This window comes from Roseateles sp. GW821-FHT09B06 (genome assembly GCF_059418245.1).
The window spans coordinates 1-23,805 of sequence record NZ_JBWKPM010000006.1 but is presented as its reverse complement, the minus strand read 5'-3'; the positions used below and the strand labels follow the sequence as shown (position 1 = coordinate 23,805).

Below are 23,805 nucleotides of genomic sequence, written 5' to 3'. Positions count from 1 at the left end.
GGTCCTCAGCTGATTTGTGCGAGCAGCGCGGGGCCCAGGTCCGGATGGACCGTGGCCTCGGTCTGCAGGGTCAGGGCCGACAGGGCCAGGCCGCGGCGGCAGGCCAGGGCCAGGTCTTGCGGGGCCTGGTACAGGGAAGCGGCCACGCCGGCCGCGAAGGCATCGCCGGCGCCGGTGACGTCGCGCACCGCCACCGCGGGCGCGGGCTGCGCATGCAGGGCGGCATCGGCGCCGCTGTGCAGCAGTCCGGCGCTGCCGCGTGTCAGCACCAGCTGGCGCAGGCCGCGCGCGCGCAGCAGCCGCCAAGCGGCTTCGACATCGGCCGGCGTGGTCAGCGGCCGGCCCAGCACGGCGGCCAGTTCGCCCTCGTTCAGCAGCAGGCAGGCCACGCCGCGCAGGTCCTCGGGCAGGCGCGCCATCTTCGGGGCCGACACCGCGACCAGCAGCAGCGGGCGCGGCTGCGCCCGTGCCTCGGTGGCCAGTTGGGCCAGACTGTCGGCCGGCAGATTGAGGTCGGCCACCAGCAGGCCGGCGCCGGCGCGCAGCGGCGCGGTCTGGCGCAGGAATTCGGGCGTCAGCGCCTCGGTCACCGCCATCTCGGCCAAGGCCAGCACCATGGCGCCGGCCGGATCGAGCACCGCGGTGTAGCTGCCGGTGCTGTGCCCGGCCAGGCGCAGCGAGCCGCTGGTGTCGGCACCCAGCCCTTGCAGTTCGTCCAGCAGCGCATGCCCGGCCGCATCGTCGCCGACGGCGCTCAGCAGGCGCACCGGCAAGGCCAGGCGCGCCAGGTTCTCGGCCACATTGCGGGCCACGCCGCCGGGCGTCTCGCGCTGGCTGGCCGGGTTGGATTCGCCCATCTGCAGGGCTTTGAGGCTGCGCAGCTTGCGGTCCATATTGCTGCCGCCGATGCAGACGATCGGCGCGGCGGCCGGCGGCAGCACATAGGCGCGGCCCAGCAGCCGGCCCTCGCGCGTCAGGCCGGCCACATGGCCGGCCACCGCGGAGCGCGACAGCGCCAGACGCTCGGCCAGTTCCTGCTGGCCGACGAAGGGATTGGCGCGGATCAGGGCGAGCAGCTGCTCTTTCTTGCTGTCCAGCATGCCGCCATGGTAACAAACATTCGTTCGTTTTATAAACAAATGTCCTTATGATCGCCGGCGCTCAGTAGGCCGCCGGCAGCAGCGCGGTGGCCGCCGCGGGCCGGCGCTGCTCGCGCAGCAGGGCCTGCGGTGGCTTGCCCAGGCTGCGCAGGAAGGCGCGGCGCATGCGCTCCTCGTCGCCGAAGCCGCTGTCCCGGGCGATGCGTCCCAGCGAATCGTGGCCGGCCTCGATCATTTCGCGCGCCGCCTCCAGGCGCAGCTTTTCCACCGCCTTGGCCGGCGAGAGGCCGGTCTCCAGCCGGAAGGCGCGGCTGAAATGGCGCGGGCTCCAATGCACCCGCTCGGCCAGTTGCTCCACGGTCAGCGGCTCGCGCAAATGGGCGCGTGCATAAACCAGGGCGTCGCGCACCCGGTCGGAGGCCGGCTCCAGCTCGGACAGGGCCGAGAACTGCGACTGCCCGCCGGTGCGGCGGTGGTAGACCACCATCTTGCGCGCCACCGACTTGGCCAGCGCCGCGCCGAAATCGGCCTCCACCAGGGCCAGCGCCAGGTCGATGCAGGCCGACATGCCGGCCGAACTCCAGACCGGACCGTCGTGCACGAAGATGCGGTCGTCCTGCAGGCGGATGTCGGGGTGGCGGCGCTGCAACTCCTGCGCATGGGCCCAGTGGGTGGTCACGCGCCGGCCCGCCAGCAGGCCCGCGTCGGCGGCCAGGAAGGCGCCGGTGCAGATGCTGGCCACCCGGCGCGCACGCCGCGCCGCGCCGGCCAGCGCCGCGACGAGCTCCGGCGCGAACGGCGCATTCAGCAGGGTGGGGCCGGCGATCAGCAGGGTGTCGAAGTGGCTGCGGCCGAGCGCGCGGGTCTGCAGCGCCAGGCCGGCCGAGCTGAGCACCAGCCCGCCCTGCGCCGAGACCAGTTCCGCCTGGTAGCGCGCCGCCGGCTCCGACAGTGCGGCCAGTTCGAACACGGTCAGCGCGGCCAGGTCCAGCATCTGGAAGCCGGGGAACACCAGCAGGGCGATCTTGCGGGCGGCGGGGGTGGGGTCCTTGTCCATCTGGCGAGTATGTCTCTTTTTGCGGTAAACATGTCATTTCAGACTTCGATGGCCATCCCCAGAATCAGGACATCGGCTTGCTTCGAGCCGGATTCAACAAGGACCCCATCATGAGCACGCAGACCTCCACCCAGGGCACGGCCCTGATCACCGGCGCTTCCAGCGGCATCGGCGCCCTCTATGCGGACCGGCTGGCCCGGCGCGGCCACGACCTGGTGCTGGTGGCGCGCAACGAGGCGCGCCTGAACGAGGTGGCCGCGCGCATCCGCGCCGCCCACCCCGGCCGCCAGGTGCGCGTGCTGCGCGCCGATCTGGAGAACGGCAGCGAGCTGCGCCGGGTCGAGGCGCTGATCAAGGAGGATCAGGGCATCCGCCTGCTGGTGAACAATGCCGGCTTCGGCGCGGTGACGCCGCTGCTGGCCAGCGACGTCGACCGCATGGAGGCGATGATCGACCTGAACATCACCGCGTTGACGCGGCTCAGCTATGCGGCCGCACCGGCCTTCGTGGCGCGCGGCGGCGGCACCGTGATCAATATCGCGTCGATCGTCGCGATCGGCCCCGAGATCCTGAACGGCGTCTACGGCGCCAGCAAGGCCTATGTGCTGGCGCTGACCCAGTCGCTGCAGCACGAGCTGGCCGACAAGGGTCTGCGGGTGCAGGCGGTGCTGCCCGGGGCGACGGCCACCGAGTTCTGGGACGTGGCCGGCCATTCGCACGAGCAGCTGCCGGCCGGCTGGGTGATGCGCGCCGAGGACATGGTGGACGCGGCGCTGGCGGGCCTGGACCAGGGCGAGGCGGTCACGATCCCCTCGCTGCAGGACGGCGAGGACTGGTTGCGCTACGAGGCCGGCCGGCGCGAGCTGGCGCAGCGCTTCGCGCACGATCGGCCGGGCGCGCGCTACGGCGTCTGAGGAGGCCGAAGAAGCGCCGCGGCGAGAATGGGCGGCCTTCCATGTTCCCGGCCGCCCTCACGATGCCCCAAAGCCTTCCGCCGCCCCAAGCCTTCATCGTCGACCTCGACGGCACCCTGGTCGACACCCTCGGCGACTTTGTCGCGGTGCTCAACCTGGTGCTGGCCGAACTGGCCCTGCCCGCGGTGACGCGCGACTTCGTCGAGCTGACCGTGGGCCGGGGCAGCGAGTACCTGATCCGCTCGACCCTGGGCCAGGTCGGCGGCGCGGCGGCGCTGTACGAGCCGGCCTGGGCGCGCTACCAGCACCATTACGAGCGGCTCAACGGCCGGCATTCGGACCTGTTCCCGGGCACCGTCGCGGGCCTGGACAAGCTCAAGGCCCTGGGCCTGCCGATGGCCTGTCTGACCAACAAGCCGGCCGCGTTTGCGCGCGAACTGCTGGCGCGCAAGGGGCTGGCGGGCTATTTCGAGCGGGTGTTCGGTGGCGACGATTTCGCGCGCAAGAAGCCCGATCCCTTGCCGCTCCTGAAGACCTGCGAGGCGCTGGGCACAAGCCCGTCGGTCACCTGGATGATCGGCGACTCCAGCAACGATGCGCAGGCCGCGCATGCGGCCGGCTGCCCGGTGGTGCTGCTGCGCCATGGCTACAACCATGGCGAGCCGATCGATGCGGTGCCGGCGCTGCAGCACCTGGACCGGCTGGACCTGATTCAGCTGCCCGAGGGCTGACGGCCGCTGCTGCGCTGGATGCCCAGCAGCGCGTCCTTCAGCTGCGCATCGGCCGGCGCCTTGCCGAGCCAGATCTTCAAGAGCACGTTGTAGAACTCGGGCTCCTTGATCGGGTCGCCGGCCACCTTGGCGCCGTTGACATAGACCACGGTACCGGTGCCCGGCAGCCATTCGACGCTGAAGTTCTCGCCGGTCGCCAGCTTCTTCTTGGTGGCGAAGATGTCGGCGATGCGCAGCACGCCGTTGATCGCGCGGGCGAACTCCTCGCGCGAGGCGTTCTCCTCCATGCCCTTGGTGAACAGCTTGCCGAGCTCGTTGCCGTCGATGTCGCGCAGCATCTGGATATGCAGGCGCTTCGGGCCGGTGTTGCTCAGTACCGCGTCGGGCGTGCCGGCCTTGGCGTTCAGGTAGAGGCCTGCGGTGTAGACCTTGAAGATGGCCTTGTAGCGGATGCCGGCGCCGTTGAGCTGCAGCTTCTGGCCGCCGGCCTCGGCCGTGGGCTCGTACTTGACGCCGGCCACCTCCACCGGCTGCGCTGCGGCCTGGAAGGCCACCAGGGCCAGCAGCAGGGCTGTGATGAGTGATCGCATAAGTTCTGTCTCGCTCCGTCTTGCGTGCCCGGTGGGCCGGGCTGGGCGCGAGTATGGCGCGAACCGCGCACGCTTGTCCGTGGCCTGCGTCACGCCGGCATCGCGCACAAACCCTGAGCGGCGGAACCCGCGTCCGCGCTGCTACACTTGGTTCACCATGTTCATCACGCGCAAGCACATCAAGGGGTCGAACGACCGGGGAGCCTGGCCCTGGCGTCGCCCGCACGACTTCATCGCTGAAGCCGCTTGACCTGAGCTTGCCGGCCCCTTGTCACCGAAGGGCCCCACAATCCCAACCTGTTGATTGATCCCGCCCGGGATGGCCGCAGTCAAGCGACCTGACATCCGGCGTGCGCGCGTCCGTTTCTTGACCGCGCCGCCTTGCATCAAAGGTTTGACGACGTGATCACCGAACTGGAATTCCAAAGCCTGGCCGCCCAAGGCTACAACCGCATCCCGCTGATCAGCGAGGCCTTCGCGGATCTCGAGACGCCGCTCTCGCTCTACCTGAAGCTCTGCGCCGGCGCCGGCCAGGGGCGCCACAGCTTCCTGCTGGAGTCGGTGGTGGGCGGCGAGCGCTTCGGCCGCTACTCCTTCATCGGCCTGCCGGCCCGCACCGTGCTGAAGAGCGAAGGCTTCACGACCGAGGTCTTGCGCGACGGCGCGGTGGTCGAGACCCACGAAGGCAACCCGCTCGACTTCATCGAGGCCTACCAGCAGCGCTTCAAGGTCGCGCTGCGCCCCGGCATGCCGCGCTTCTGCGGTGGCCTGGCTGGCTACTTCGGCTATGACGCGGTGCGCTATATCGAGCCCAAGCTGGCCAAGACGAAGAAGGAAGGCGGCCTGGCCACGCCCGACCTGATGCTCTTGCAATGCGAGGAGCTGGCGGTGATCGACAACCTGTCGGGGCGCCTCTACCTGATCGTCTATGCCGATCCCACCCAGCCCGAGGCCTATTTCGGCGGCAAGAAGCGCCTGACCGAGCTGCGCGACAAGCTCGGCTACAGCGTCAGCGCCCCGCAGGTCAAGCGCGGCCAGTCGCACCCGGTGCAGCGCGACTTCAAGCGCGCGGACTTCGAGGCCGGCGTGCTGAGGGCCAAGGAATACATCGCCGCCGGCGACTGCATGCAGATCGTGTTCGGCCAGCGCCTGAGCAAACGCTACACCGAGTCGCCGCTGAGCCTGTACCGCGCGCTGCGCTCGCTGAACCCCAGCCCGTACATGTACTTCTACGACATGGGGGACTTCCAGATCGTCGGGGCCTCGCCGGAGATCCTGGTGCGCCACGAACGCATCGCCGACGAGGACCGCATCACGATCCGCCCGCTGGCCGGCACCAGGCCGCGCGGCGCGACGCCCGAGCTGGACCAGGCGCTGGAGGCCGAGCTGAGGGCCGACCCCAAGGAGCGCGCCGAGCACCTGATGCTGATCGACCTGGCGCGCAACGACATCGGCCGCATCGCCGAGACCGGCTCGGTCAAGGTGACCGATGCCTTCGCGGTGGAGCGCTATTCGCATGTGATGCACATCGTCTCGAATGTCGAGGGCACGCTCAAGAAGGGTCAGAGCAATATGGACCTGCTGCGTGCCACCTTCCCGGCCGGCACCCTGAGCGGCACGCCCAAGATCCGCGCGATGCAGATCATCGACGAGCTGGAGCCGGTCAAGCGCGGCATCTACGGCGGTGCCTGCGGCTATCTGAGCTTCGCCGGCGACATGGACCTGGCGATCGCGATCCGCACCGGCATCGTGCAGGATCAGACCCTCTATGTCTCGGCGGCGGCCGGCATCGTGGCGGACTCGGTGCCCGAGCTGGAATGGAAGGAAACCGAGGCCAAGGCACGTGCCTTGATCCGTGCGGCCGAACTGGTTGAGGAGGGTTTTTGATGAGCCCCCACGTTCACTTCGTTCACTGCCCCCCGAGGGGGCTGGCCTCCCTTGGGGCGGCCCTGCGGGAGTCCTGACATGCTGCTGATGATCGACAACTACGACAGCTTCACCTTCAACCTGGTGCAGTATTTCGGCGAACTCGGCGCCGAGGTCAAGGTCGTGCGCAACGACGAGATCACGGTCGAGGAGATCGGCGCGCTGAAGCCGGATCATCTGGTGTTCTCGCCGGGGCCCTGCACGCCGGCCGAGGCGGGCGTTTGCGTCGAGGCGATCCGCGCCTTCCAGGGGCGGCTGCCGATCCTGGGCGTCTGCCTGGGCCACCAGAGCATCGGCGCGGCGCTGGGCGGCAAGATCATCCGGGCCAAGACCCAGATGCATGGCAAGGCCAGCATGGTCACGACCGACCGCAAGGGCGTGTTCAAGGGCCTGCCCAAGGACTTCAGCGTGATCCGCTACCACTCGCTGGTGATCGAGGAGGCGACTTGCCCCGAGGTGCTGGAGATCAGCGCGCGCAGCGAGGACGGCGAGATCATGGGCGTGCGCCACCGCGAGCTGGCCGGCACGGCCGCGCCGCTGGAAGGGGTGCAGTTCCATCCCGAATCCATCCTGTCCGAGCATGGCCATGCGATGCTCAAGAATTTCCTGGAGCGTGTCCTATGAGCGGCCTTATCGACCTCAGAAGCGATACCGTCACCCGACCGACGGCCGCGATGCGCGCGGCCATGCTGGCCGCCGCGCTGGGCGACGATGTGTTCGGCGACGACCCCAGCGTCAATGCGCTACAGGCCGATCTGGCCGAACGCCTGGGCTTCGAGGCCGCGCTCTTCATGCCCACCGGCACGCAGAGCAATCTCTGCGCGCTGATGAGCCATTGCCAGCGCGGCGACGAATACATCGTCGGCCAGTTCGCCCATACCTACCGCTGGGAGGGCGGCGGCGCCGCGGTGCTGGGCTCGATCCAGCCGCAGCCGCTGCCGCATCAGGCGGACGGCTCGCTGGCGCTCTCCGACATCGAGGCCAATATCAAACCCGACGACGCGCATTTCGCGCGCACGAGACTGCTGGCGCTGGAGAACACGATCGGCGGCAAGGTGCTGCCGATGGACTATCTGGCCGCGGCGTCCGAACTGGCGCAGCGCAAGGGCCTGGCGCGCCATCTGGACGGCGCGCGGCTTTTCAATGCTGCGGTGGCGGTGGACGGCGCCGATCCCTATGCGGCGGCGCGCCGCATCTGCCATTACTTCGACAGCGTCTCGGTCTGCTTCTCCAAGGGCCTGGGCGCGCCGGTCGGTTCGGTGCTGTGCGGCAGCCGCGACTTCATCCAGCGCGCGCACCGCTGGCGCAAGATGGCCGGCGGCGGCATGCGCCAGGCCGGCCTGCTGGCCGCGGCCGCGCATCACGCGCTCGAGCACCATGTGCGCCGCCTGGCCGAGGACCATGCGCTGGCCCGGCGGCTGGCCGAAGGCCTGCAGGGGCTGCCGGATCTGACGGTCGAGGCGCCGCAGACCAACATCGTGTTCGCCGATGTGGCGCCGGCACGCGCGGCCGGCCTGATCGAGCACCTGAAGCAGCGCGGCGTGCTGGCCACCGGCCTCTATCGCCTGCGCTTCGTGACCCATCTGGATGTCGACGCCGCCGGCGTCGACCAGGCGATCGCCGCCGTCCGTTCGTATTTCGGAGACTGAGATGCCCATCACCGACAACGAAGCCCTGACCCGCGTCATCGAGCACCGCGAGATCTTCCACGACGAGATGCTGGCGCTGATGCGCCGCATCATGAGCGGCGAGATGTCGCCGGTGATCGCGTCGGCCCTGCTGATCGGCCTGAGGGTCAAGAAGGAAACCATCGGCGAGATCACGGCCGCCGCGCAGGTGATGCGCGAGCTGTCCAACAAGGTGCCGGTCGTCGCCGGCCCGCATCTGGTCGACGTGGTGGGCACCGGCGGCGACGGCGCGCATACCTTCAATATCAGCACCTGCTCGATGTTCGTGGCGGCCGCGGCCGGCGCGCAGATCGCCAAGCATGGCAACCGCAGCGTCTCCAGCAAGACCGGCAGCGCCGATGTGCTGGAGGCCCTGGGTGCCAACATCATGCTGACGCCGGCCCAGGTGGCCGAAAGCGTGCGTCAGACCGGCATCGGCTTCATGTTCGCGCCCAACCACCATCCGGCGATGAAGAACATCGCGCCGGTGCGCAAGGAACTGGGCGTGCGCACCATCTTCAACATCCTCGGGCCGCTGACCAACCCGGCCGACGCCAGGAACATCCTGATGGGCGTGTTCCATCCCGACCTGGTCGGCATCCAGGTGCGCGTGATGCAGCGCCTGGGCGCCGAGCATGCGGTGGTGGTCTACGGCAAGGACGGCATGGACGAGATCTCGCTGGGCGCGGCCACCCTGGTGGGCGAGCTGAAGAACGGCGAGGTGCGCGAGTGCGAGATCCATCCGGAGGACTTCGGCCTGGCGATGGTCAGCAACCGCAGCCTGAAGGTGGCCGGCCCCGAGGAGTCGCGCGTGATGCTGATGGGCGCGCTGAGCAACGAGGCCGGCGCGGCGCGCGACATCGTGCTGCTGAATGCCGGCGCCACGCTCTACGCGGCCAATGTGGTCGATTCGATCGCGGCCGGCATCGCCAAGGCCCGCGAGGCGATCGCCAGCGGCGCGGCCAAGGCCAAGCTGGAACAATTCGTCGCGGCGACCCGGGCGCTGGGCAAGAAGGAGTGAGGGCGGTGGACGACATCCTGAAGCGCATCGTTGCGGTCAAGCATGAGGAAATGAAGGCGGCACGCGCCAGGCGCTCGCTGGCCAGCCTCCGTGAAGAAGCCGAGGCCGACCGCGTCACGCGCGGTTTTGAAACGGCGCTGCGCGCCAAGATCGCCGCAGGCAGCCCCTTGAAGGGGAGCGGCGTGATCGCCGAGATCAAGAAGGCGAGCCCCAGCAAGGGCGTGATCCGCGCCGATTTCCGCCCGGCCGAGATCGCGCAGAGCTACGAGCGCCATGGCGCGGCCTGCCTGTCGGTGCTGACCGACGCGCAGTTCTTCCAGGGCTCGGCCGACTACCTGCGCCAGGCCCGCGCGGCCTGCACGCTGCCGGTGCTGCGCAAGGACTTCATGGTCGACGAGTACCAGGTGTTCGAGGCCCGCGCGATGGGCGCCGACTGCATCCTCTTGATTGCCGCCTGCCTGGGCGACGGCCAGATGGCCGAACTGGAGGCCTGCGCGGCTAGCCTGAACCTGGACGTGCTGGTCGAGGTGCATGACGGCCAAGAACTGGAGCGCGCGCTGCGCCTGAAGACGCCGCTGCTGGGCATCAACAACCGCAATCTGCGCAGCTTCGAGGTCACGCTGGACACGACGTTGGGCCTGTTGAAGCAGGTGCCGGATGACCGCCTGCTGATCACCGAGAGCGGCATCCTGGCCCCGGCCGATGTGCAGACGATGCGCGCCGCGAACGTGAACGCCTTCCTGGTCGGCGAGGCCTTCATGCGGGCTCCCGATCCCGGCGCGGCCCTGGCCGCCCTGTTCTCTTGAGCCCCGACTGGCAGGCTGTCGTCGAGGCCTGGCGCGAGAGCCCGGCCGGCCGGGCGCTGGAAGCGCATCTGGCCGCGCGGCGGGCGGCCGGTGCGCTGATCTATCCGCCCGAACCCTTGCGCGCGCTGGAGCTGACGCCGCTCGCCGAGGTGCGCGCCGTGATCCTGGGCCAGGACCCCTACCATGGCCCCGGCCAGGCCGAGGGCCTGGCCTTCTCGGTGCCGCCGGGCCTGAAGAAGCTGCCGCCCAGCCTGCGCAATATCTTCAAGGAGCTGCAACGTGACCTGGGCCAGGCACCGCCGGCCAGCGGTCATCTGGGCGAATGGGCGCGCCGCGGCGTGCTGCTGCTCAACACCAGCCTGACCGTGGAGGACGGCGCGCCGGCCAGCCATGCCAAATTCCAGAAGGGCGGTGGCTGGGAGGCGCTGACCGACGCGCTGATTGCGCGCGCCGCGGCCGATCCGGCATCCAAGGTCTTCATGCTGTGGGGTGCGCATGCCCAGGCCAAGGCGGCGCTGATCGAAGCGGCCGGGCCGGGGCATCTGGTGCTGCAGGCCAACCATCCCTCGCCGCTGTCGGCCAGCCGGCCGCCGGTGCCCTTCATCGGCTGCGGGCATTTCTCGCAGGCCGCCGCCTGGCTGGCCGCGCAGGGCCGGGCCATCGACTGGGGTCTCCCCGCCTGAGGCTGGTGCCTCATTGGTATTAACCCGGGAAACAGGCCGCTTTAAGCCGACTCATAGTAATTTCAGCCAATACCAATTGACGCTCAAGCGTTTTTGGTACTAGACTGGTATTAAATTATGAACACGGTTTTCACCCGCGCCTCCGGCGCGCCCTCGCATTCTGCCCGCAAGCCCATCCGCTACCTGATCGGTGTGGACGGCGGCGGCACGGGCACGCGCCTGCGCCTGGCGAACCGCCAGGGGGGCCTGCTGGGGCAGGGCGAGGCCGGTCCCTCGGCCCTGGGCCAGGGCCTGGAGCAGGCCTGGCGGCATATCCAGCAGGCCTGTGCGCTGGCCTGTGCCCAGGCCGAGCTGGCCGAGCTGGATTTGGCCGAATGCGCGATCGGCCTGGGCCTGTCGGGCGCCACCATCGCCGAGCAGGCCGAGGGCTTCCTGGCCCTGCAGCCCGGCTATGCCCGGGTGCTGCTGGACAACGACGGCTTCACGACGGTGCTGGGCGCCCATGGCGGCCGGCCCGGCGCCGTGGTGGCCTCGGGTACCGGCGCGGTGGGCGAGGCCCTGCGCGAGGACGGCACGCGCGTGCTGATCAGCGGCTGGGGCTGGGTCACCGGCGACGAGGGCAGCGGCGCCTGGCTGGGGCTGAAGGCCGTCCGCCATGCCCAGCAGGCCATGGACGGCCGCGTGCCGGCCGGCGCGCTGGCGCGCGCGGTCTGGGCCGCGGCCGGCGCGCAGCGCGACCAGCTGGCGGCCTTCTGCGCCGCGGCCGGCCAGCATGGCTTTGCCGGCCTGGCGCCGCTGGTGTTCGAGCAGGCCGCTGCCGATGCGGTGGCCCAGGGTTTCGTGGACGAGGCGGTGGCCGAACTGGAAAGGCTGGCCCAGGCCCTGGACCCGTCGGGGCGCCTGCCGCTGGCGCTGTGCGGCAGCATCGCGCGGCGGGTGGGCGATCAATTCTCAGGCACCATTCGAGCCCGTTGCGTCGAGCCGCAAGGCGACTCGGCGGACGGTGCGCTGCTGATGATCGGCCGCGCGCTCACCGAACAGGGACTGTGATGAGCTCCACCACGACAACAACCAAGCTGCCTTTCCAATTCAAGCCCGATGCCCAGGCGGCCTCGCCGCTGTATATGCAACTGGCCCACAAGCTGGCCCAGGCGATCCGCGACGGCCATTACCACGCCGACGAGGCCCTGCCCTCGGAGCGGGTGCTGTCCGAGGCGCTGGACCTGTCGCGCGTGACCGCGCGCAAGGCCATCGACCGGCTGGTCGAGCAGGGGCTGATCATCCGCAAGCGCGGCTCGGGCAACTACATCGCGCCCAAGCTGGAGCAGCCGCTGTCGCGCCTGACCAGCTTCTCGGAGGAACTGCACCAGCGCGGCTTCAAGCCCAGCTCGAAGTGGCTGACGCGCAGCTTCACCTTGGCCGCGCCGGACGAGCAGCTGAGCCTGGGCCTGGCCACCGGCGCGCGCGTCTCGCGCCTGGAGCGCCTGCGCCTGGCGGACGCGGTGGTGATGGCCTACGAGGTCAGCGTGCTGCCCGAGGCCGTGCTGCCGGATCCGCAGGCGGTGGAGTCCTCGCTCTACGCCCATCTGTCCAAGCATGGCGGCGCGCCGGTGCGCGCGCTGCAGCATATCCGCGCCATCAATGCCGAACCCAAGCTGGCGGCGCTGCTGGAGGTGCCGGTGGGCCAGGCGGTGCTGTTCATCACGCGCGTGGGTTTTCTGGAGTCGGGTCAGGCCGTCGAGCTGACCCATTCGTATTGCCGCAGCGACTACTACGACTTCGTCGCCGAGATGCGGCGCGAGGGCTAGCGGCCGAACTACAGGACAGGGATGAGGTTGGTAGAGCACATCGAGGGCTATGTCCTGACGCCGCAGGGTTTCGTGCGCGGCGCCATGGAGCAGAAGGACGGACGCATCGTCCGCATCCAGGGCGAACCGGTCCCCGAATCCGAGGTCCGTCGCGGGCGCGCGCCGCTGCCGCTGATCCTGCCCGGCTTCATCGACCTGCATGTGCATGGCGGCGCGGGCCGCGACACCATGGAGGGCGGCGACGCCGCCCGCGCGATCTCCCGCATGCATGCGCGCCACGGCACCACGGCCCTGCTGGCCACCACGATGACGGCGCCGATGGACGATATCCGCCAGGCCCTGGGCGCGCTGGGACCGCTGTGCCGCGAGCGCGCCGCCAATGGCGCACGCGTGCTGGGCGTGCATCTGGAAGGCCCCTACATCAACCCCGGCAAGCTGGGCGCCCAGCCCGATTTCGCCAAGCCCGCCAGCATCGAGGAGATCCAGGCCCTGCACGCGCTGGCGCCGATCCGCCTGATCACCTTGGCGCCCGAACTGCCCGGCAACCTGGAGCTGATCGGACGCCTGCGCGCCGCCGGCTTCCGGGTGCAGATCGGCCACACGCTGGGCACCTACGAGGACGGCGTGGCCGCGCTGGCGCAGGGCGCGGGTGGCTTCACGCATCTGTTCAACGCGATGACCGGCCTGCATCACCGCGAGCCCGGCATGGTGGGCGCGGCGCTGGCGCATGCGCGCTATGCCGAGATCATCCCGGACCTGCTGCATGTGCATCCGGGCGCGATCAAGGTGGCGCTGCGCTCGATTCCCTGCCTGTTCTGCGTCACCGATTCGACCGCGGCGGCCGGCATGCCCGACGGCGAATACCGCCTGGGCCGCCACAAGGTCATGAAGTGCATGGGCGGCGTGCGCCTGCCCGATGGGACGCTGGCCGGCAGCACGCTGACCCTGGACCAGGCGCTGCGCAACCTGGTGGGCCTGGGCCTGGAGATAGCGGAGGCCTCGCGCCGTGTCTCCACCCATGCGGCGGATTACATGGGCCTGGAGGACCGGGGGCGTCTGGCCATCGGCGCCTGGGCGGATTTCGTGGTGTTGGACCGGGACCTGCAGTTGCAGCGCGTGGTCGTCGAAGGAGAAGAGATTGACCTCGCGAATGCTTGAAGAGGCGCTGAGCGCGCCCGCCGCCGTGGCGCGCCAGCTGGCCGCCGATCAGGGCGCCTATGCGGCGCTGGGCGAGGCGCTGCGCGCCCAGCCGCCCGGCGGCCTGCTGACGATCGCCCGCGGCAGCTCGGACCATGCGGCGCATTACATGGCCTATCTGATGATGGCGCGCCTGGGCCGCCTGGTGACCTCGCTGCCGATGTCGCTGATCACGCTCTACCAGAGCAAGATCGAAAGCAAGGGCCTGGTGTCGCTGGCCTTCTCGCAGTCGGGCCAGAGCCCCGATCTGGTCGCGCCGACCCAGTACTTCAGCCAGCAGGGCGCGCGCACCGTCGCCTTCGTCAATGCCACCGGTTCGCCACTGGCCGCGGCCGCCCAGCATGTGTTCGCGCTGCATGCCGGCCCGGAGCAGAGCGTGGCCGCCACCAAGAGCTATATCGCCCAGCTGGTGGCCGGCGCCCGCCTCGTCGCGGCCTGGCAGGACGACGAAGACCTCGCCGCCGCGCTGCAGACCCTGCCGCAGGCGCTGGGGACCGCGTCCCAGCTGCGCTGGGATGCGGCGGTGGAGGCGCTGCAGGATGCCGACAAGCTGTTCGTGATCGGCCGCGGCACCGGCCTGGCGATCGCGATGGAAGCGGCGCTGAAGTTCAAGGAGACCTGCGGCATCCAGGCCGAGGCCTTCTCGGGCGCCGAGGTCAAGCATGGCCCGATGGCGCTGGTGGAGGAGGGCTATCCGCTCTTGGTGTTCGCGCCGCGCGGCCCGGCCCAGGCCGGCCTGATCGCGCTGGCCGAGGAGATGCGCGGCCGCGGTGCGCGCGTGCTGCTGGCCGCGCCGAAAGGTACGCCGGGCGCCGAGCTGGAGCTCGCCACCACCGGCAACGAGGACCTGGACCCGATCGCCGCGGTGCAGAGCTTCTACCCGATGGTGGAAGCGCTGGCCCGGGCCCGGGGCCTGAACCCCGACCAGCCGCGCCATCTGGCCAAGGTCACCAAGACACATTGAGCACCCCTACGCGCTGCGCGCGCCCCTCAAGGGGCGGCGCCGGCAGCCCGGCGAAGCCGGATCTGCGGCGCCCACCCGGGAATGCGAGCCGAGCCACAGAACGAGCGATATGAGCCCCACGCAATTCCGTCCCGGCCATCTGGTGATGGTCGACATTCCCGGCAAATCGCTGGATGCCGAGACCGCCGCCTTCCTGCGCGAGCATGGGATCCGCGCCGTCTGCCTGTTCCGCAAAAACCTGGGCACGCAGGCGGAGGTGCGCGCGCTGACTCGCGATCTGCGCGCGGTGCTGGGCCCGAACGCATTGATCGGCCTGGACCAGGAGGGCGGCTCGGTGGTGCGCGCCACCTTCCTGCCGCAGCCGCCCTCGGCGATGGCCCTGGGCGCCGCCGGCGACGCGGCGCTGGCCGAGCAGGTAGGCGGCGCGGTGGCGCGCGGCCTGCGCGGCATCGGCATCAACTGGAACTTCGCACCGGTCACCGACATCAACAACAACCCGGCCAACCCGGTGATCGCCGAGCGCAGCTTCGCCGAGAACGCCGACGCGGTGATCCGTCTGGCCGGGGCCTGGATGCGCGGCTCGCTGGCCGAGGGCGTGGCCTGCTGCATCAAGCATTTCCCCGGTCATGGCGACACTCATGTGGATTCGCACCTGGACCTGCCGACGGTGGACAAGAGCCGGGCCGAGCTCGACGCGCTGGAACTGCTCCCCTTCAAAGCCCTGCGCGACCAGGCGCCGTCGATGATGACGGCGCACATCGTCTACCCGCAGATCGACCCCGACCATCCGGCCACCCTGTCCAAGAAGGTGCTGGGCGGCATCCTGCGCGAGGAGCTGGGCTACCAGGGCGTGGTGATCACCGATGCGCTGATGATGAAGGCCATCGCCGAGCGCTATGGCTATGCGCGCGCCGCGGTGCTGGCCATCGATGCCGGTGCCGACATGATCCTGGCCCAGGGCTCGTTGGCCGAGCAGGGCCAGGCCATCGAGGCGCTGGCCACGGCCTTCGCGCGCGGCGAGCTGGGCGCCGCGCAGGGCCTGCGTGCCGCCGCGCGCCTGGATGCCCTGGCCGCGGCCTATCCCGTGCGGCACAGCGAATACCCGGACGCGCAGCGCAGCCCGGACGACGCGCTGATGCGCCGCGCCTGGGCCGCGGGGCTGACCGCGCTGCGCGGCGCCGCCGCCCCGCGCCTGGACCAGCCGCTGCGCATCTATGTGCAGGACAAGGTACCCACCGACGGCGTCTCCGAGGCCGGCCCCACCGGCGCCCAGGTGCGCGCGCTGTTTGCCGGCTTTGCCGACGCCGAGTTCGTGGCGCTGCCCGACATCGACGCGCTGGACTGGGCCGATGTGCCCCGGGACGGCCGCTTCAATGTGCTGGCCTCCACCCACCGGGCCCGCTACGGCGCGCAAGCGGCCGGCTGGCGGCCGGATCTGCACCTGGTGCTGTGGAATCCCTTCCAGTCGCTGGACGTGGCCGCGCCGACCGTGATCAGCTGGGGCTATGCCGAGGGCGCGCTGGCGGCCTTGCAGGCCTGGCTGGAAGGCCGCGCCGCCGCCACGGCGACGCCGCCCGTGACCCTGAACTGAAGCCGAGGCCTTCGCCATGACCCAGCCCCGCTCCCCCATCCGCTGGGTGCCCAGCCTCTACTTCGTGCAGGGCCTGCAGTTCTTCGTCGTGATGCTGATCGCCGGCCTGATGTTCAAGAACATGGGCGTGGCCAACGACCAGATCGCGCGCTGGACCGGCGCTTTGGGCCTGGCCTGGGCCTTCAAGCCGCTGTGGAGCCCCTTCCTGGAGCTGGCGCGCAGCAAGAAGCTGATCGTCGTGGCGATGCAGTTCACCGGGGCCGTCGGCCTCGGGCTGATGGCCGTGGCGCTGCAGCTGCCGATGTGGTTCGCCGCCAGTATCGCGGTGCTGTTCCTCTTGGCCTATGCCTCGGCCACCCACGACATCGCCTGCGACGGGCTCTACATGGCCAGTCTCGACGCCCGGCAGCAGGCCGCCTATGCCGGCTGGCAGGGCGCCTTCTTCAACGCCTCCAAGTTCCTGACCCTGGGCGGGCTGCTGGTGCTGGCCGGGCATCTGGAGAAGTCGCTGGGCGTGATGAATGCCTGGTCGGTGATCTTCGTACTGCTGGCCGTGCTGCTGGCGCTGCTGGCGGCCTACAACGCCTGGGCCCTGCCGGGCGTGCTGAACACCGAGCATGCCGACCTGACCGTCGCCAGCGTCTGGCACACCTTGCGGGAGGTGATCGCCGATTTCCTGGGCAAGCCCGGCATCTGGCTGGCCATCCTCTTCATCGTGCTGTTCCGCTTTGCCGAGGGGCAGGTGCAGACCATCGGTCCCTTGTTCCTGATCGAGGCGCGCGACAAGGGGGGGCTCGGCCTTTCCACCGAGCAGGTCGGCGGTATCTACGGCACCGTGGGCACCGCGGCCTTTCTGGTCGGCAGCATCCTGGGCGGCTACTTCACCTCCTGGTTGAGCCTGCGGCGCGCGATGCCCCTGCTGATCGTCGCGATGGCCGTGCCCAATGTGACCTTCTACTACCTGGCCAGCACCATGCCGGCCGACCTGTTCCACATCGGTTTCGCGGTCGGCGTCGAGATGTTCGGCTACGGCTTCGGCTTCGTCGGCATGATCCTCTACATCATGCAGGCGGTGGCGCCGGGCAAGTTCCAGACCGCGCATTACGCGCTGGGCTCGGGCGTGATGCAGCTGGGCTTCATCTTCTCCAAGACCATCAGCGGCGACATCCAGCTGGCCATGGGCTATCAGAGCTTCTTCCTCTGGACCATCGCCTGCGGCGTGCCGGCCTTCGTGCTGATGTTCTTCGTCAAGATCCCGGGCAAGGGCCTGCAGGCGGCGGACAAGCCCTCCGGCAAGCCGGCCGCGACGCCGGCCCATGGCAACTGAGGTGGTGACGGGTATGAGCTTGAGAGGCATGCTGACGGCGGCCGGTGTCACCCTGTTGTTGGGCCCACCGGCCCTGGCGCAAGCCGGACAGGTTTTCTTCGACGATTTCTCCTACCGCTCGGCGGCCGAGCTGGGGCAGGGCGGCTGGATGCCGCGCAGCAAGGCGGGTCATCCCGGCATCGAGGGCGCGCGCTGGGCCCCCGAGGGCCTGAGCCTGCTGGACGACCCCGACGCTAAGGGCAACCGCCTGCTGCGCCTGACGGCCCAGACCGACGGCACCGGCCCCGGCACCGCGCAGGCCCAGCTGTGCCATCAGCGCAAATACCTGGAAGGCACCTACGCGGCGCGCCTGCGCTTTCGCGATGTGCCCAGCAGCGGCGCCGATGGTGACCCGGTGATCCAGACCTTCTATGTGGTCAGCCCGCTGAGGCATGACTTCGATCCCGAGTTCAGCGAGCTGGACTGGGAATACCTGCCCAACGGCGGCTGGGGCAGCGAGAAGACGCGCCTCTATGGCATCACCTGGCAGACCGTGCAGCTCAATCCCTGGCAGGCCTACAACCAGTCGCACGAGGAGTTCGCCTCGCTGGACGGGTGGCATGTGCTGATGATGCAGATACTGGACGGGCAGACGCGCCTGTTCATCGACGGCCGCCAGGTCGCCCGGCATGGCGGGCGCAACTACCCGGTGGTGCCGATGTCGATCAACTTCAACCTCTGGTTCTCGCCGGGCGGGCCGCTGCCGCAAGGGGGCATGCCACGGGTCTGGGAGCAGGACGTCGACTGGGTCTTCCACGTGCGCAACATGCGGCTGAGCCCGGAACAGGTGCTGGACCAGGTCGGTGCGCTGCGCCGCGCCGGCACCGGGCGGCTCGATCAGGTTCCGGCCGCCCAGCCGCCGCTGGAAAGCCGCTGCGACTTCTGACGCGATGACTACATCGAGCAATCAGCGCCTGGCCTCGGTCGACGCGCTGCGCGGCCTGGCCGTGGCGGCCATGCTGCTGGTCAACAACCCCGGTGACTGGGGGCATGTCTATGCCCCGCTGCAGCATGCCGCCTGGCATGGCTGCACGCCCACCGACCTGATCTTTCCCTTCCTCCTGTTCATCGTCGGCGTCTCGATCGCGCTGAGCATGGGCGGCCGCATCGAGGCCGGCGCCGCGCCCGCGCCGATGGCGCGCGTGGTGCTGCAGCGCGCGTTGCGCATCCTGCTGCTGGGGCTGGCCCTGCATGCGCTGGCCTGGTGGCTGATGGACAAGCCGGAGTTCCGCCTGCTGGGTGTGCTGCAGCGCATCGGCCTGTGCTTCGCTCTCACCGGCCTGGCGGCGCTGTACCTGCGTGCCCGTTCGCAGTGGCTGCTGCTGGCTGGCCTGCTGCTGGGCTATGCGGCCCTGCTGCTGTGGGGCGGGCCGCTGGACAAGGCCGGCAATCTGGCCTCGCGCATCGATACGGCCGTGCTGGGGCGCCTGGCCTATGAATGGAATCCGGCCACCGGCCTGGCGCATGAGCCCGAGGGCCTGCTCAGCACCCTGGGCGCGCTGGCCACCTGCCTGCTGGGGCTGCGCGCCGGCGAGCTGCTGCGCAAGGGCCGGCTGGCGGCGCTGTGCGGGCTGGGCCTCGGTGTGATGGCGCTGGGCCATGCGCTGACGCCCTGGCTGCCGTTCAACAAGCAGCTGTGGACCGGCAGCTTCGTGCTCTGGACCGGCGGCTGGGCCTGCCTGGCGCTGCTGCTGGCGCATGCGCTGGTGGACCGGCGCGGCTGGCCGGCGCCGGGGCGCGGCTTCGGTGTCAATGCGATCGCCGCCTATGCCGGGGCCTGGATCTGCACGGTGCTGCTGGAAGGTGTCGGCGGGATGGGGCCGCTCTATGCACATGGTTTCGGCTGGCTGGAGCCGCTGGTGGGGCCGCAGGGGCGCTCGCTGGCCTTCGCGCTGGCCTTCGTCACGGTCTGGTGGGGGATCGTGCGGGTGCTGGATGCGCGGCGCATCTACATCAAGGTCTAGCCGGAGCTGCCGCCGCGGGCGCGCCGGGACGGAGAATCCGGGCATGAGTGATGATCCCTTCGCGATTCGCATGCCGCCGGACATCCGCTCCGTGCGGATCGGCGAACACCAGCTGGTGCTGATCGACAACTTCCTGGAAGATCCGCAGGCCCTGCTGGAGGCGGCCTGCGCGAGCCGCTACGAGCCCTATCCGCGCAAGGACGAGCGGAAGGGCTATCCGGGCCTGCGCGCCGAGGCGCCGGCCGGCTACTCGGCCAGGCTGGTCGAGTTGATCGACCCGCTGATCCGGATCAACTTCGGCGTGCCCGAGGCGCTGGAGCTGCGCAAGAGCCCCTGTGTCTTCTCGCTGACCACGCATGCGCCCGGCGAACTGGGCCCGCTGCAGCGCACGCCGCATTTCGACGCCAGCACGCCGCACCATATGGCGGTGCTGCTCTACCTCTGCGACGAGCACCATGGCGGCACCGGCTTCTATCGCCACAAGGCCACCGGCATCCAGCGTGTCACGGCCGGGAACCGCGAGCAGTACCTCGACGTCTACTACGAGGAGCTGAACCGCCGCCCGCCGCCGCTGCGCTACTTCGACCGGGGCGACGAGCGGTTCGAATTCCTGGGCATGATTCCGGCCCGCTTCAACCGCCTGGTGGTCTATCCGGGCAGCCTGCTGCACAGCGCCTGCATCAACCCGGCGCTCAGCATCGAGAGCGAGCCGCGGCGCGGGCGGCTGACGCTGAATTCCTTCTTCGACTTCTGATGCCCGCTGGGGCGGCGCTCGCTCGAGCGCCGCACGGATCCGCAATGAAAAAGAGCCCGGCGCGTGCCGGGCTCTCGCATGGGGGCAATTGCCCGATCAGAACTTGGCGCTCAGGCCCAGCTTGTAGGTCGTCTCGCCCTTGAAGCTCCAGGCCGGGAAGCCGGCGCGCAGCGGGTCCTTGATGCCGGTGTTGGAGGCCGCGGCGGCGCCGTACTGGACGTCGTCTTCCTTCGTCAGGTTGAGCGCCTCGAAGGACAGCTTCAGGTTCTTGGTGATGTTCCAGCCCAGGCTGGCATCCAGCGTGCCATAGGCATCGTGCATGCGGTTGCCATACCAGTAGGCGCCCTCGCGGATCATGTACTTGGAACGCCAGTTGTAGGCCAGGCGGCCGAAGTAGCTCTGGGTCTCGTAATAGCCGACCAGGTTCACGTTGTGTTTGGAGGCCTGGGTGAAGACGCCCAGCTGATCCAGGTAGCTGCTGGCGGGGGCGGTACCTTCGGTGAAGGTGTAGTTGCCGATGACGCCGAAGCCGTTGTTGAACGCGTGGTTGGCCTGCAGTTCCAGGCCGCGAATCTTGCCGCCACCCGCGTTGACGAAGCTCTGCACGGTCCAGTTGTCCACGCCGGTCACGGGGTCGACCAGCCCGACCTTCTGGTTGGTCTTCACCTCGGCGGTGATGAAGTTCGAGATGTCCTTGGTGAAGAAGGTGGCGGACAGCAGGTTGCCGCGGCCGTAGTAGTACTCCAGGCTGATGTCGGCCTGGTTGGACTTCTGCGGCTTCAGGTTGACATTGCCGACGGTCCAGGTCTCGTTGTTCGGCCGGTCATCGTTGTAGCCCGACACCGTCACGCCGAACATATTGGCAAAGTTCGGACGGGTGATGGCCTGGGAGGCCGTCATGCGCAGGACCAGATTGCTCTTCAGGTCGAAGGCGATGTTGGCGCTGGGCAGGATGTCGTTGTACTTGGACTTCGTCGTCGCGAAGCCGCGGCCCCAGTTCTCGTTGCCGGCATAGTCGCCGGCGGCCAGCGGCGTGCCGTCGAACTTGTAGCCGATGCTCTTGATGTCGGTCGAGATGTAGCGCAGGCCGAAGTTGCCGCGCATGTTCTGGGCGTCGAACTCGAACATGCCGTAGGCCGAGCGGTTCTTCTCGTTCAGCTCGCCGTAGCCGGAGCGGTCCTCGATCCAGCCGCCGATGTTCTTGCCGGTGTTGCTGATCATCGCGCCGATGTTCGGGCGCGGCACGGTCCAGCTGGCGACGCCCACCGAGCCGTCAAAGAGGCCGGAGGTGTTGACGGGGACGATGCTCGCGTTCCAGGTCGGGCGGTAGCTGCGCTTCTCGAAGGTGTGATCGGCAAAGCGCACGCCGGTCTTGAAGGCGCTGATCGCGCCCCAGTTCAGGTCGAAGCTGGCATCCAGCTGGGCGAACTGTTCCTTGTCCTTGTTCGGGCCGCGCGAGGTGGCCCAGGTCTGCGGGCTCATCTGCGCGGGCAGGTTGGCGACGGTGAAGGACTGGTTCGAGCTGGGGTGGATGCCGATCTGCTTGCCGGTGGCGTCGATCGTGCCCTGCCACTTGGGCAGGGTGGCGCCCGCGTCCCAGGAGCCGGCCTGATAGTTGGCCGTCAGCGAGGTGCCGCCCTTGGCCCGGGTGGAGCCGAGGACGAAGTCGAACTTGGCGTTGTCGAGCTTGTAGTGAGCGTCGACGACAGCGCTGTCCGAGGTCATCTCGGCGGCACGGGCCCAGACCTGGAAGAACTCGTTGGCCAGCGGGTTGGCGGCGGTGGTCGTGCTGTGCAGGCACATGCCGTCGGGGTTGAAGTCCGACTTGACGGCGGTATTGCGCTTGTCGCAGTTGGCGTCGTGGAAGATGTAGTGGCTGCTGTTGGAGCTGTTGGCGTCGAGCTTCAGGCTCAGCACATTCAGGCCCACTTCCAGCCCGTCGACCGGACGGGCCTGCAGCGCGACATTGAAGGCGGTGCGCTTGCGCTCTTGCACGAAGGCGGTGGGCGCGACGTCCGAGGACCAGCGGCTGTCGGCTTCGACGCCGCGGCGGATGTAGTCGCCCTTCTGTTGCCCGACGGCGACCAGCGCGCCCAGGCTGCGGCCGGCGTTGCGCCAGCTGTACAGGCCCGAGAATTCCTTCTCGGAGTCGCTGATGGTGCCGTCGCCGTACTTGACGCTGGCGAAGGCGGTATTGGCGGCCAGGTCCAGCGGCTTGCGGGTCTTGACGATCACCGTGCCGCCGATGCCGCCTTCGGTCAGGTTGGCCTGCGAAGACTTGTAGACCTCCATGCCGCCGATCATTTCAGCGGGCAGCAGGGAGTAGTTGAACGAGCGGTCGATGTCCATCTGGTCATACCAGCCGGTGGACGCGACGGTCTGGCCGTTCAGCGTGGTGTAGGTCATCTGCGGGTCCGAGCCGCGGATCGACACCGAAGAGCCCTGGCCGAAGGCGCGGCCCACCGAGATGCCGGGGATGCGGCCCAGGGACTGGCCGACGTCGGAGTCGGGCAGCTTGCCGATGTCCTCGGCGGACACGGCGTCCACCACGGCGCTGGCATTCTTCTTGATGTTCACGGCGGTTTCCAGCGAGGCGCGGATGCCGGTGACCACCACCTGGTCGAGCTGGGTGGCTTCGGGCTTCTTGGCTGCTTGCTCCGCCTGTTGGGCCTGGGCGGCGAGCGCTGCACCCAGCAATGTCAGCGACACGGCGGCCGCAATGGGGGTCTGTCTGACCTTCATAAAACTGCTCCTCGATATGGCCTGGATTCGTGAGTGGCCGGTTGCGACGCGGAACCTCAGCCCATACCGAACAGCAAACTGGCATGCGCCTGGCGCCTCTACTGGATCTGCAAATACAACCAATGCCATGCCACTATAAGTCTTGATAGTGCCACTTTGCTACCAATTTTGATCCGCGTTTTCCCTGCTAACTGGTGCCGAAACCACGGTTCCCTCCCCCTTGTCGCGAGGTCTTGGTAGTGAATTGGTATTGGCTGGCGGAGGCCGATTTTTGCTCGCGGACGCTCGAGATTTGCAGGGTGGGTAGGGGCTTGTGCGCGACTCCTTTCGCCAGCGTCTGGAAAAAAGCTTTGCGTTGAAAATTTGCTGTGCTATAGTCTATGGCTCGCCTCGGAGGGGTGCCCGAGTGGCTAAAGGGGGCAGACTGTAAATCTGTTGGCTTACGCCTACGCTGGTTCGAATCCAGCCTCCTCCACCAAGGCGAACGATTGAATGGGCCGGCAGATCGAGCGAGTCAGTGACTGGTTCGATCTGCCGAACTCAGGAGGTCAATGCTCCCGGGCGGGAGTAGTTCAATGGTAGAACCTTAGCCTTCCAAGCTAATGACACGGGTTCGATTCCCGTTTCCCGCTCCAGCGATGGGTGTCATGGATATTGGTTGTGCAGGTGTCGACACCGGTTTGCTGACTCGATGAGTCGCCAAACCCGTGCCGATGCCCATGTGGCTCAGTGGTAGAGCACTCCCTTGGTAAGGGAGAGGTCACGCGTTCGATCCGCGTCATGGGCACCACCAATTCTTTTCTTCTGATCTGTTCGCCTCCAGGAGCGCAAGATGGCAAAAGGCAAGTTCGAACGTACCAAGCCGCACGTGAACGTGGGCACGATTGGACACGTTGACCATGGCAAGACCACGCTGACGGCCGC

At 68.8% G+C, this 23,805-nt stretch carries 22 protein-coding genes and 3 tRNA genes; 21 read left to right on the top strand and 4 right to left on the bottom strand.

All coding sequences use genetic code 11. From position 1 onward, the window contains the following. Nucleotides 1–5: 5 nt before the first annotated feature. Nucleotides 6–1,100: a carbohydrate kinase family protein gene (locus AC07OQ_RS07200; protein ID WP_495052421.1), complete on the bottom strand. Its 1,095-nt coding sequence runs from the start codon at nt 1,098–1,100 to the stop codon at nt 6–8. Between the two features lie 61 nt (nt 1,101–1,161). Further along, the gene (locus tag AC07OQ_RS07195; RefSeq protein WP_495052420.1) at nt 1,162–2,157 is read right to left on the bottom strand and encodes a GlxA family transcriptional regulator; all 996 of its coding nucleotides are present in this window, start codon (nt 2,155–2,157) and stop codon (nt 1,162–1,164) included. 110 nt (nt 2,158–2,267) lie between these two features. On the opposite strand from AC07OQ_RS07195, the gene AC07OQ_RS07190 reads away from it, so the two are divergent. Together AC07OQ_RS07190 and gph are read left to right on the top strand one after the other, a co-directional pair. Then, nucleotides 2,268–3,071, top strand: a complete 804-nt coding sequence (locus tag AC07OQ_RS07190; protein ID WP_495052419.1) for an SDR family NAD(P)-dependent oxidoreductase — start codon at nt 2,268–2,270, stop codon at nt 3,069–3,071. A 62-nt stretch (nt 3,072–3,133) separates the two neighbouring features. Next, nucleotides 3,134–3,802 carry a phosphoglycolate phosphatase gene (gene gph, locus AC07OQ_RS07185; RefSeq protein ID WP_495052418.1) on the top strand — a complete coding sequence of 223 codons (669 nt, stop codon included), beginning with the start codon at nt 3,134–3,136 and terminating at the stop codon, nt 3,800–3,802. Here the strand turns inward: gph and AC07OQ_RS07180 are convergent. Next, the gene (locus AC07OQ_RS07180) at nt 3,784–4,392 is read right to left on the bottom strand and encodes a chalcone isomerase family protein (protein WP_495052417.1); all 609 of its coding nucleotides are present in this window, start codon (nt 4,390–4,392) and stop codon (nt 3,784–3,786) included. The genes gph and AC07OQ_RS07180 overlap by 19 nt on opposite strands. A 402-nt stretch (nt 4,393–4,794) precedes the next feature. Between AC07OQ_RS07180 and trpE the strand changes: the two genes are divergently transcribed. From trpE to AC07OQ_RS07105, 15 genes are all read left to right on the top strand, one after another. Continuing rightward, entirely contained in the window at nt 4,795–6,279 is a 1,485-nt protein-coding gene (gene trpE / locus AC07OQ_RS07175) for an anthranilate synthase component I (protein WP_495052416.1), read from the top strand. Nucleotides 6,280–6,357: 78 nt separating this feature from the next. Beyond that, on the top strand, nt 6,358–6,942 hold the full coding sequence (locus AC07OQ_RS07170; RefSeq protein WP_495052415.1) for an anthranilate synthase component II: 585 nt from the start codon (nt 6,358–6,360) through the stop codon (nt 6,940–6,942). Next, nucleotides 6,939–7,967 carry a low-specificity L-threonine aldolase gene (ltaE, locus tag AC07OQ_RS07165; RefSeq protein ID WP_495052414.1) on the top strand — a complete coding sequence of 343 codons (1,029 nt, stop codon included), beginning with the start codon at nt 6,939–6,941 and terminating at the stop codon, nt 7,965–7,967. Before AC07OQ_RS07170 ends, ltaE begins: the two co-directional genes overlap by 4 nt. A 1-nt stretch (nt 7,968) precedes the next feature. Next, nucleotides 7,969–9,006 carry an anthranilate phosphoribosyltransferase gene (trpD, locus tag AC07OQ_RS07160; protein WP_495052413.1) on the top strand — a complete coding sequence of 346 codons (1,038 nt, stop codon included), beginning with the start codon at nt 7,969–7,971 and terminating at the stop codon, nt 9,004–9,006. Between the two features lie 5 nt (nt 9,007–9,011). After that, the gene (trpC, locus tag AC07OQ_RS07155) at nt 9,012–9,812 is read left to right on the top strand and encodes an indole-3-glycerol phosphate synthase TrpC (protein WP_495052412.1); all 801 of its coding nucleotides are present in this window, start codon (nt 9,012–9,014) and stop codon (nt 9,810–9,812) included. Next, on the top strand, nt 9,809–10,495 hold the full coding sequence (locus AC07OQ_RS07150) for a uracil-DNA glycosylase (RefSeq protein WP_495052411.1): 687 nt from the start codon (nt 9,809–9,811) through the stop codon (nt 10,493–10,495). Before trpC ends, AC07OQ_RS07150 begins: the two co-directional genes overlap by 4 nt. 117 nt (nt 10,496–10,612) lie before the next feature. Then, complete coding sequence (locus tag AC07OQ_RS07145) at nt 10,613–11,545, top strand: glucosamine kinase nucleotide-binding domain-containing protein (protein WP_495052410.1); 933 nt, start codon at nt 10,613–10,615, stop codon at nt 11,543–11,545. After that, entirely contained in the window at nt 11,545–12,303 is a 759-nt protein-coding gene (locus AC07OQ_RS07140) for a GntR family transcriptional regulator (RefSeq protein WP_495052409.1), read from the top strand. Before AC07OQ_RS07145 ends, AC07OQ_RS07140 begins: the two co-directional genes overlap by 1 nt. A 21-nt stretch (nt 12,304–12,324) precedes the next feature. Continuing rightward, nucleotides 12,325–13,461, top strand: a complete 1,137-nt coding sequence (gene nagA, locus AC07OQ_RS07135; protein ID WP_495052408.1) for an N-acetylglucosamine-6-phosphate deacetylase — start codon at nt 12,325–12,327, stop codon at nt 13,459–13,461. Beyond that, nucleotides 13,442–14,464 carry an SIS domain-containing protein gene (locus AC07OQ_RS07130; RefSeq protein WP_495052407.1) on the top strand — a complete coding sequence of 341 codons (1,023 nt, stop codon included), beginning with the start codon at nt 13,442–13,444 and terminating at the stop codon, nt 14,462–14,464. The genes nagA and AC07OQ_RS07130 overlap by 20 nt, the downstream gene beginning before the upstream one ends. A 109-nt stretch (nt 14,465–14,573) precedes the next feature. Further along, nucleotides 14,574–16,055, top strand: coding sequence for a beta-N-acetylhexosaminidase (nagZ, locus tag AC07OQ_RS07125; protein WP_495052406.1), 1,482 nt, complete (start codon nt 14,574–14,576; stop codon nt 16,053–16,055). A 16-nt stretch (nt 16,056–16,071) separates the two neighbouring features. Continuing rightward, nucleotides 16,072–17,382, top strand: coding sequence for an MFS transporter (locus AC07OQ_RS07120; protein WP_495052405.1), 1,311 nt, complete (start codon nt 16,072–16,074; stop codon nt 17,380–17,382). Between the two features lie 13 nt (nt 17,383–17,395). Further along, nucleotides 17,396–18,307, top strand: coding sequence for a glycoside hydrolase family 16 protein (locus AC07OQ_RS07115; RefSeq protein WP_495052404.1), 912 nt, complete (start codon nt 17,396–17,398; stop codon nt 18,305–18,307). Nucleotides 18,308–18,311: 4 nt separating this feature from the next. Next, on the top strand, nt 18,312–19,385 hold the full coding sequence (locus AC07OQ_RS07110; protein ID WP_495052403.1) for an acyltransferase family protein: 1,074 nt from the start codon (nt 18,312–18,314) through the stop codon (nt 19,383–19,385). Between the two features lie 43 nt (nt 19,386–19,428). Further along, on the top strand, nt 19,429–20,139 hold the full coding sequence (locus AC07OQ_RS07105; RefSeq protein ID WP_495052402.1) for a DUF6445 family protein: 711 nt from the start codon (nt 19,429–19,431) through the stop codon (nt 20,137–20,139). Nucleotides 20,140–20,235: 96 nt separating this feature from the next. Here AC07OQ_RS07105 and AC07OQ_RS07100 read toward each other — a convergent pair whose 3' ends face one another. Continuing rightward, nucleotides 20,236–22,881 carry a TonB-dependent receptor gene (locus AC07OQ_RS07100; protein WP_495052401.1) on the bottom strand — a complete coding sequence of 882 codons (2,646 nt, stop codon included), beginning with the start codon at nt 22,879–22,881 and terminating at the stop codon, nt 20,236–20,238. A 392-nt stretch (nt 22,882–23,273) separates the two neighbouring features. On the opposite strand from AC07OQ_RS07100, the gene AC07OQ_RS07095 reads away from it, so the two are divergent. The 4 genes from AC07OQ_RS07095 to AC07OQ_RS07080 form a co-directional block, all read left to right on the top strand. Further along, nucleotides 23,274–23,359, top strand: a tRNA-Tyr gene (locus AC07OQ_RS07095). Between the two features lie 83 nt (nt 23,360–23,442). After that, a tRNA-Gly gene (locus AC07OQ_RS07090) sits at nt 23,443–23,516 on the top strand. Between the two features lie 80 nt (nt 23,517–23,596). Next, a tRNA-Thr gene (locus AC07OQ_RS07085) sits at nt 23,597–23,671 on the top strand. A 42-nt stretch (nt 23,672–23,713) separates the two neighbouring features. Next, nucleotides 23,714–23,805 (top strand): GTP-binding protein (locus AC07OQ_RS07080; RefSeq protein ID WP_005434227.1); only part of this gene is annotated, 92 nt, incomplete at its 3' end.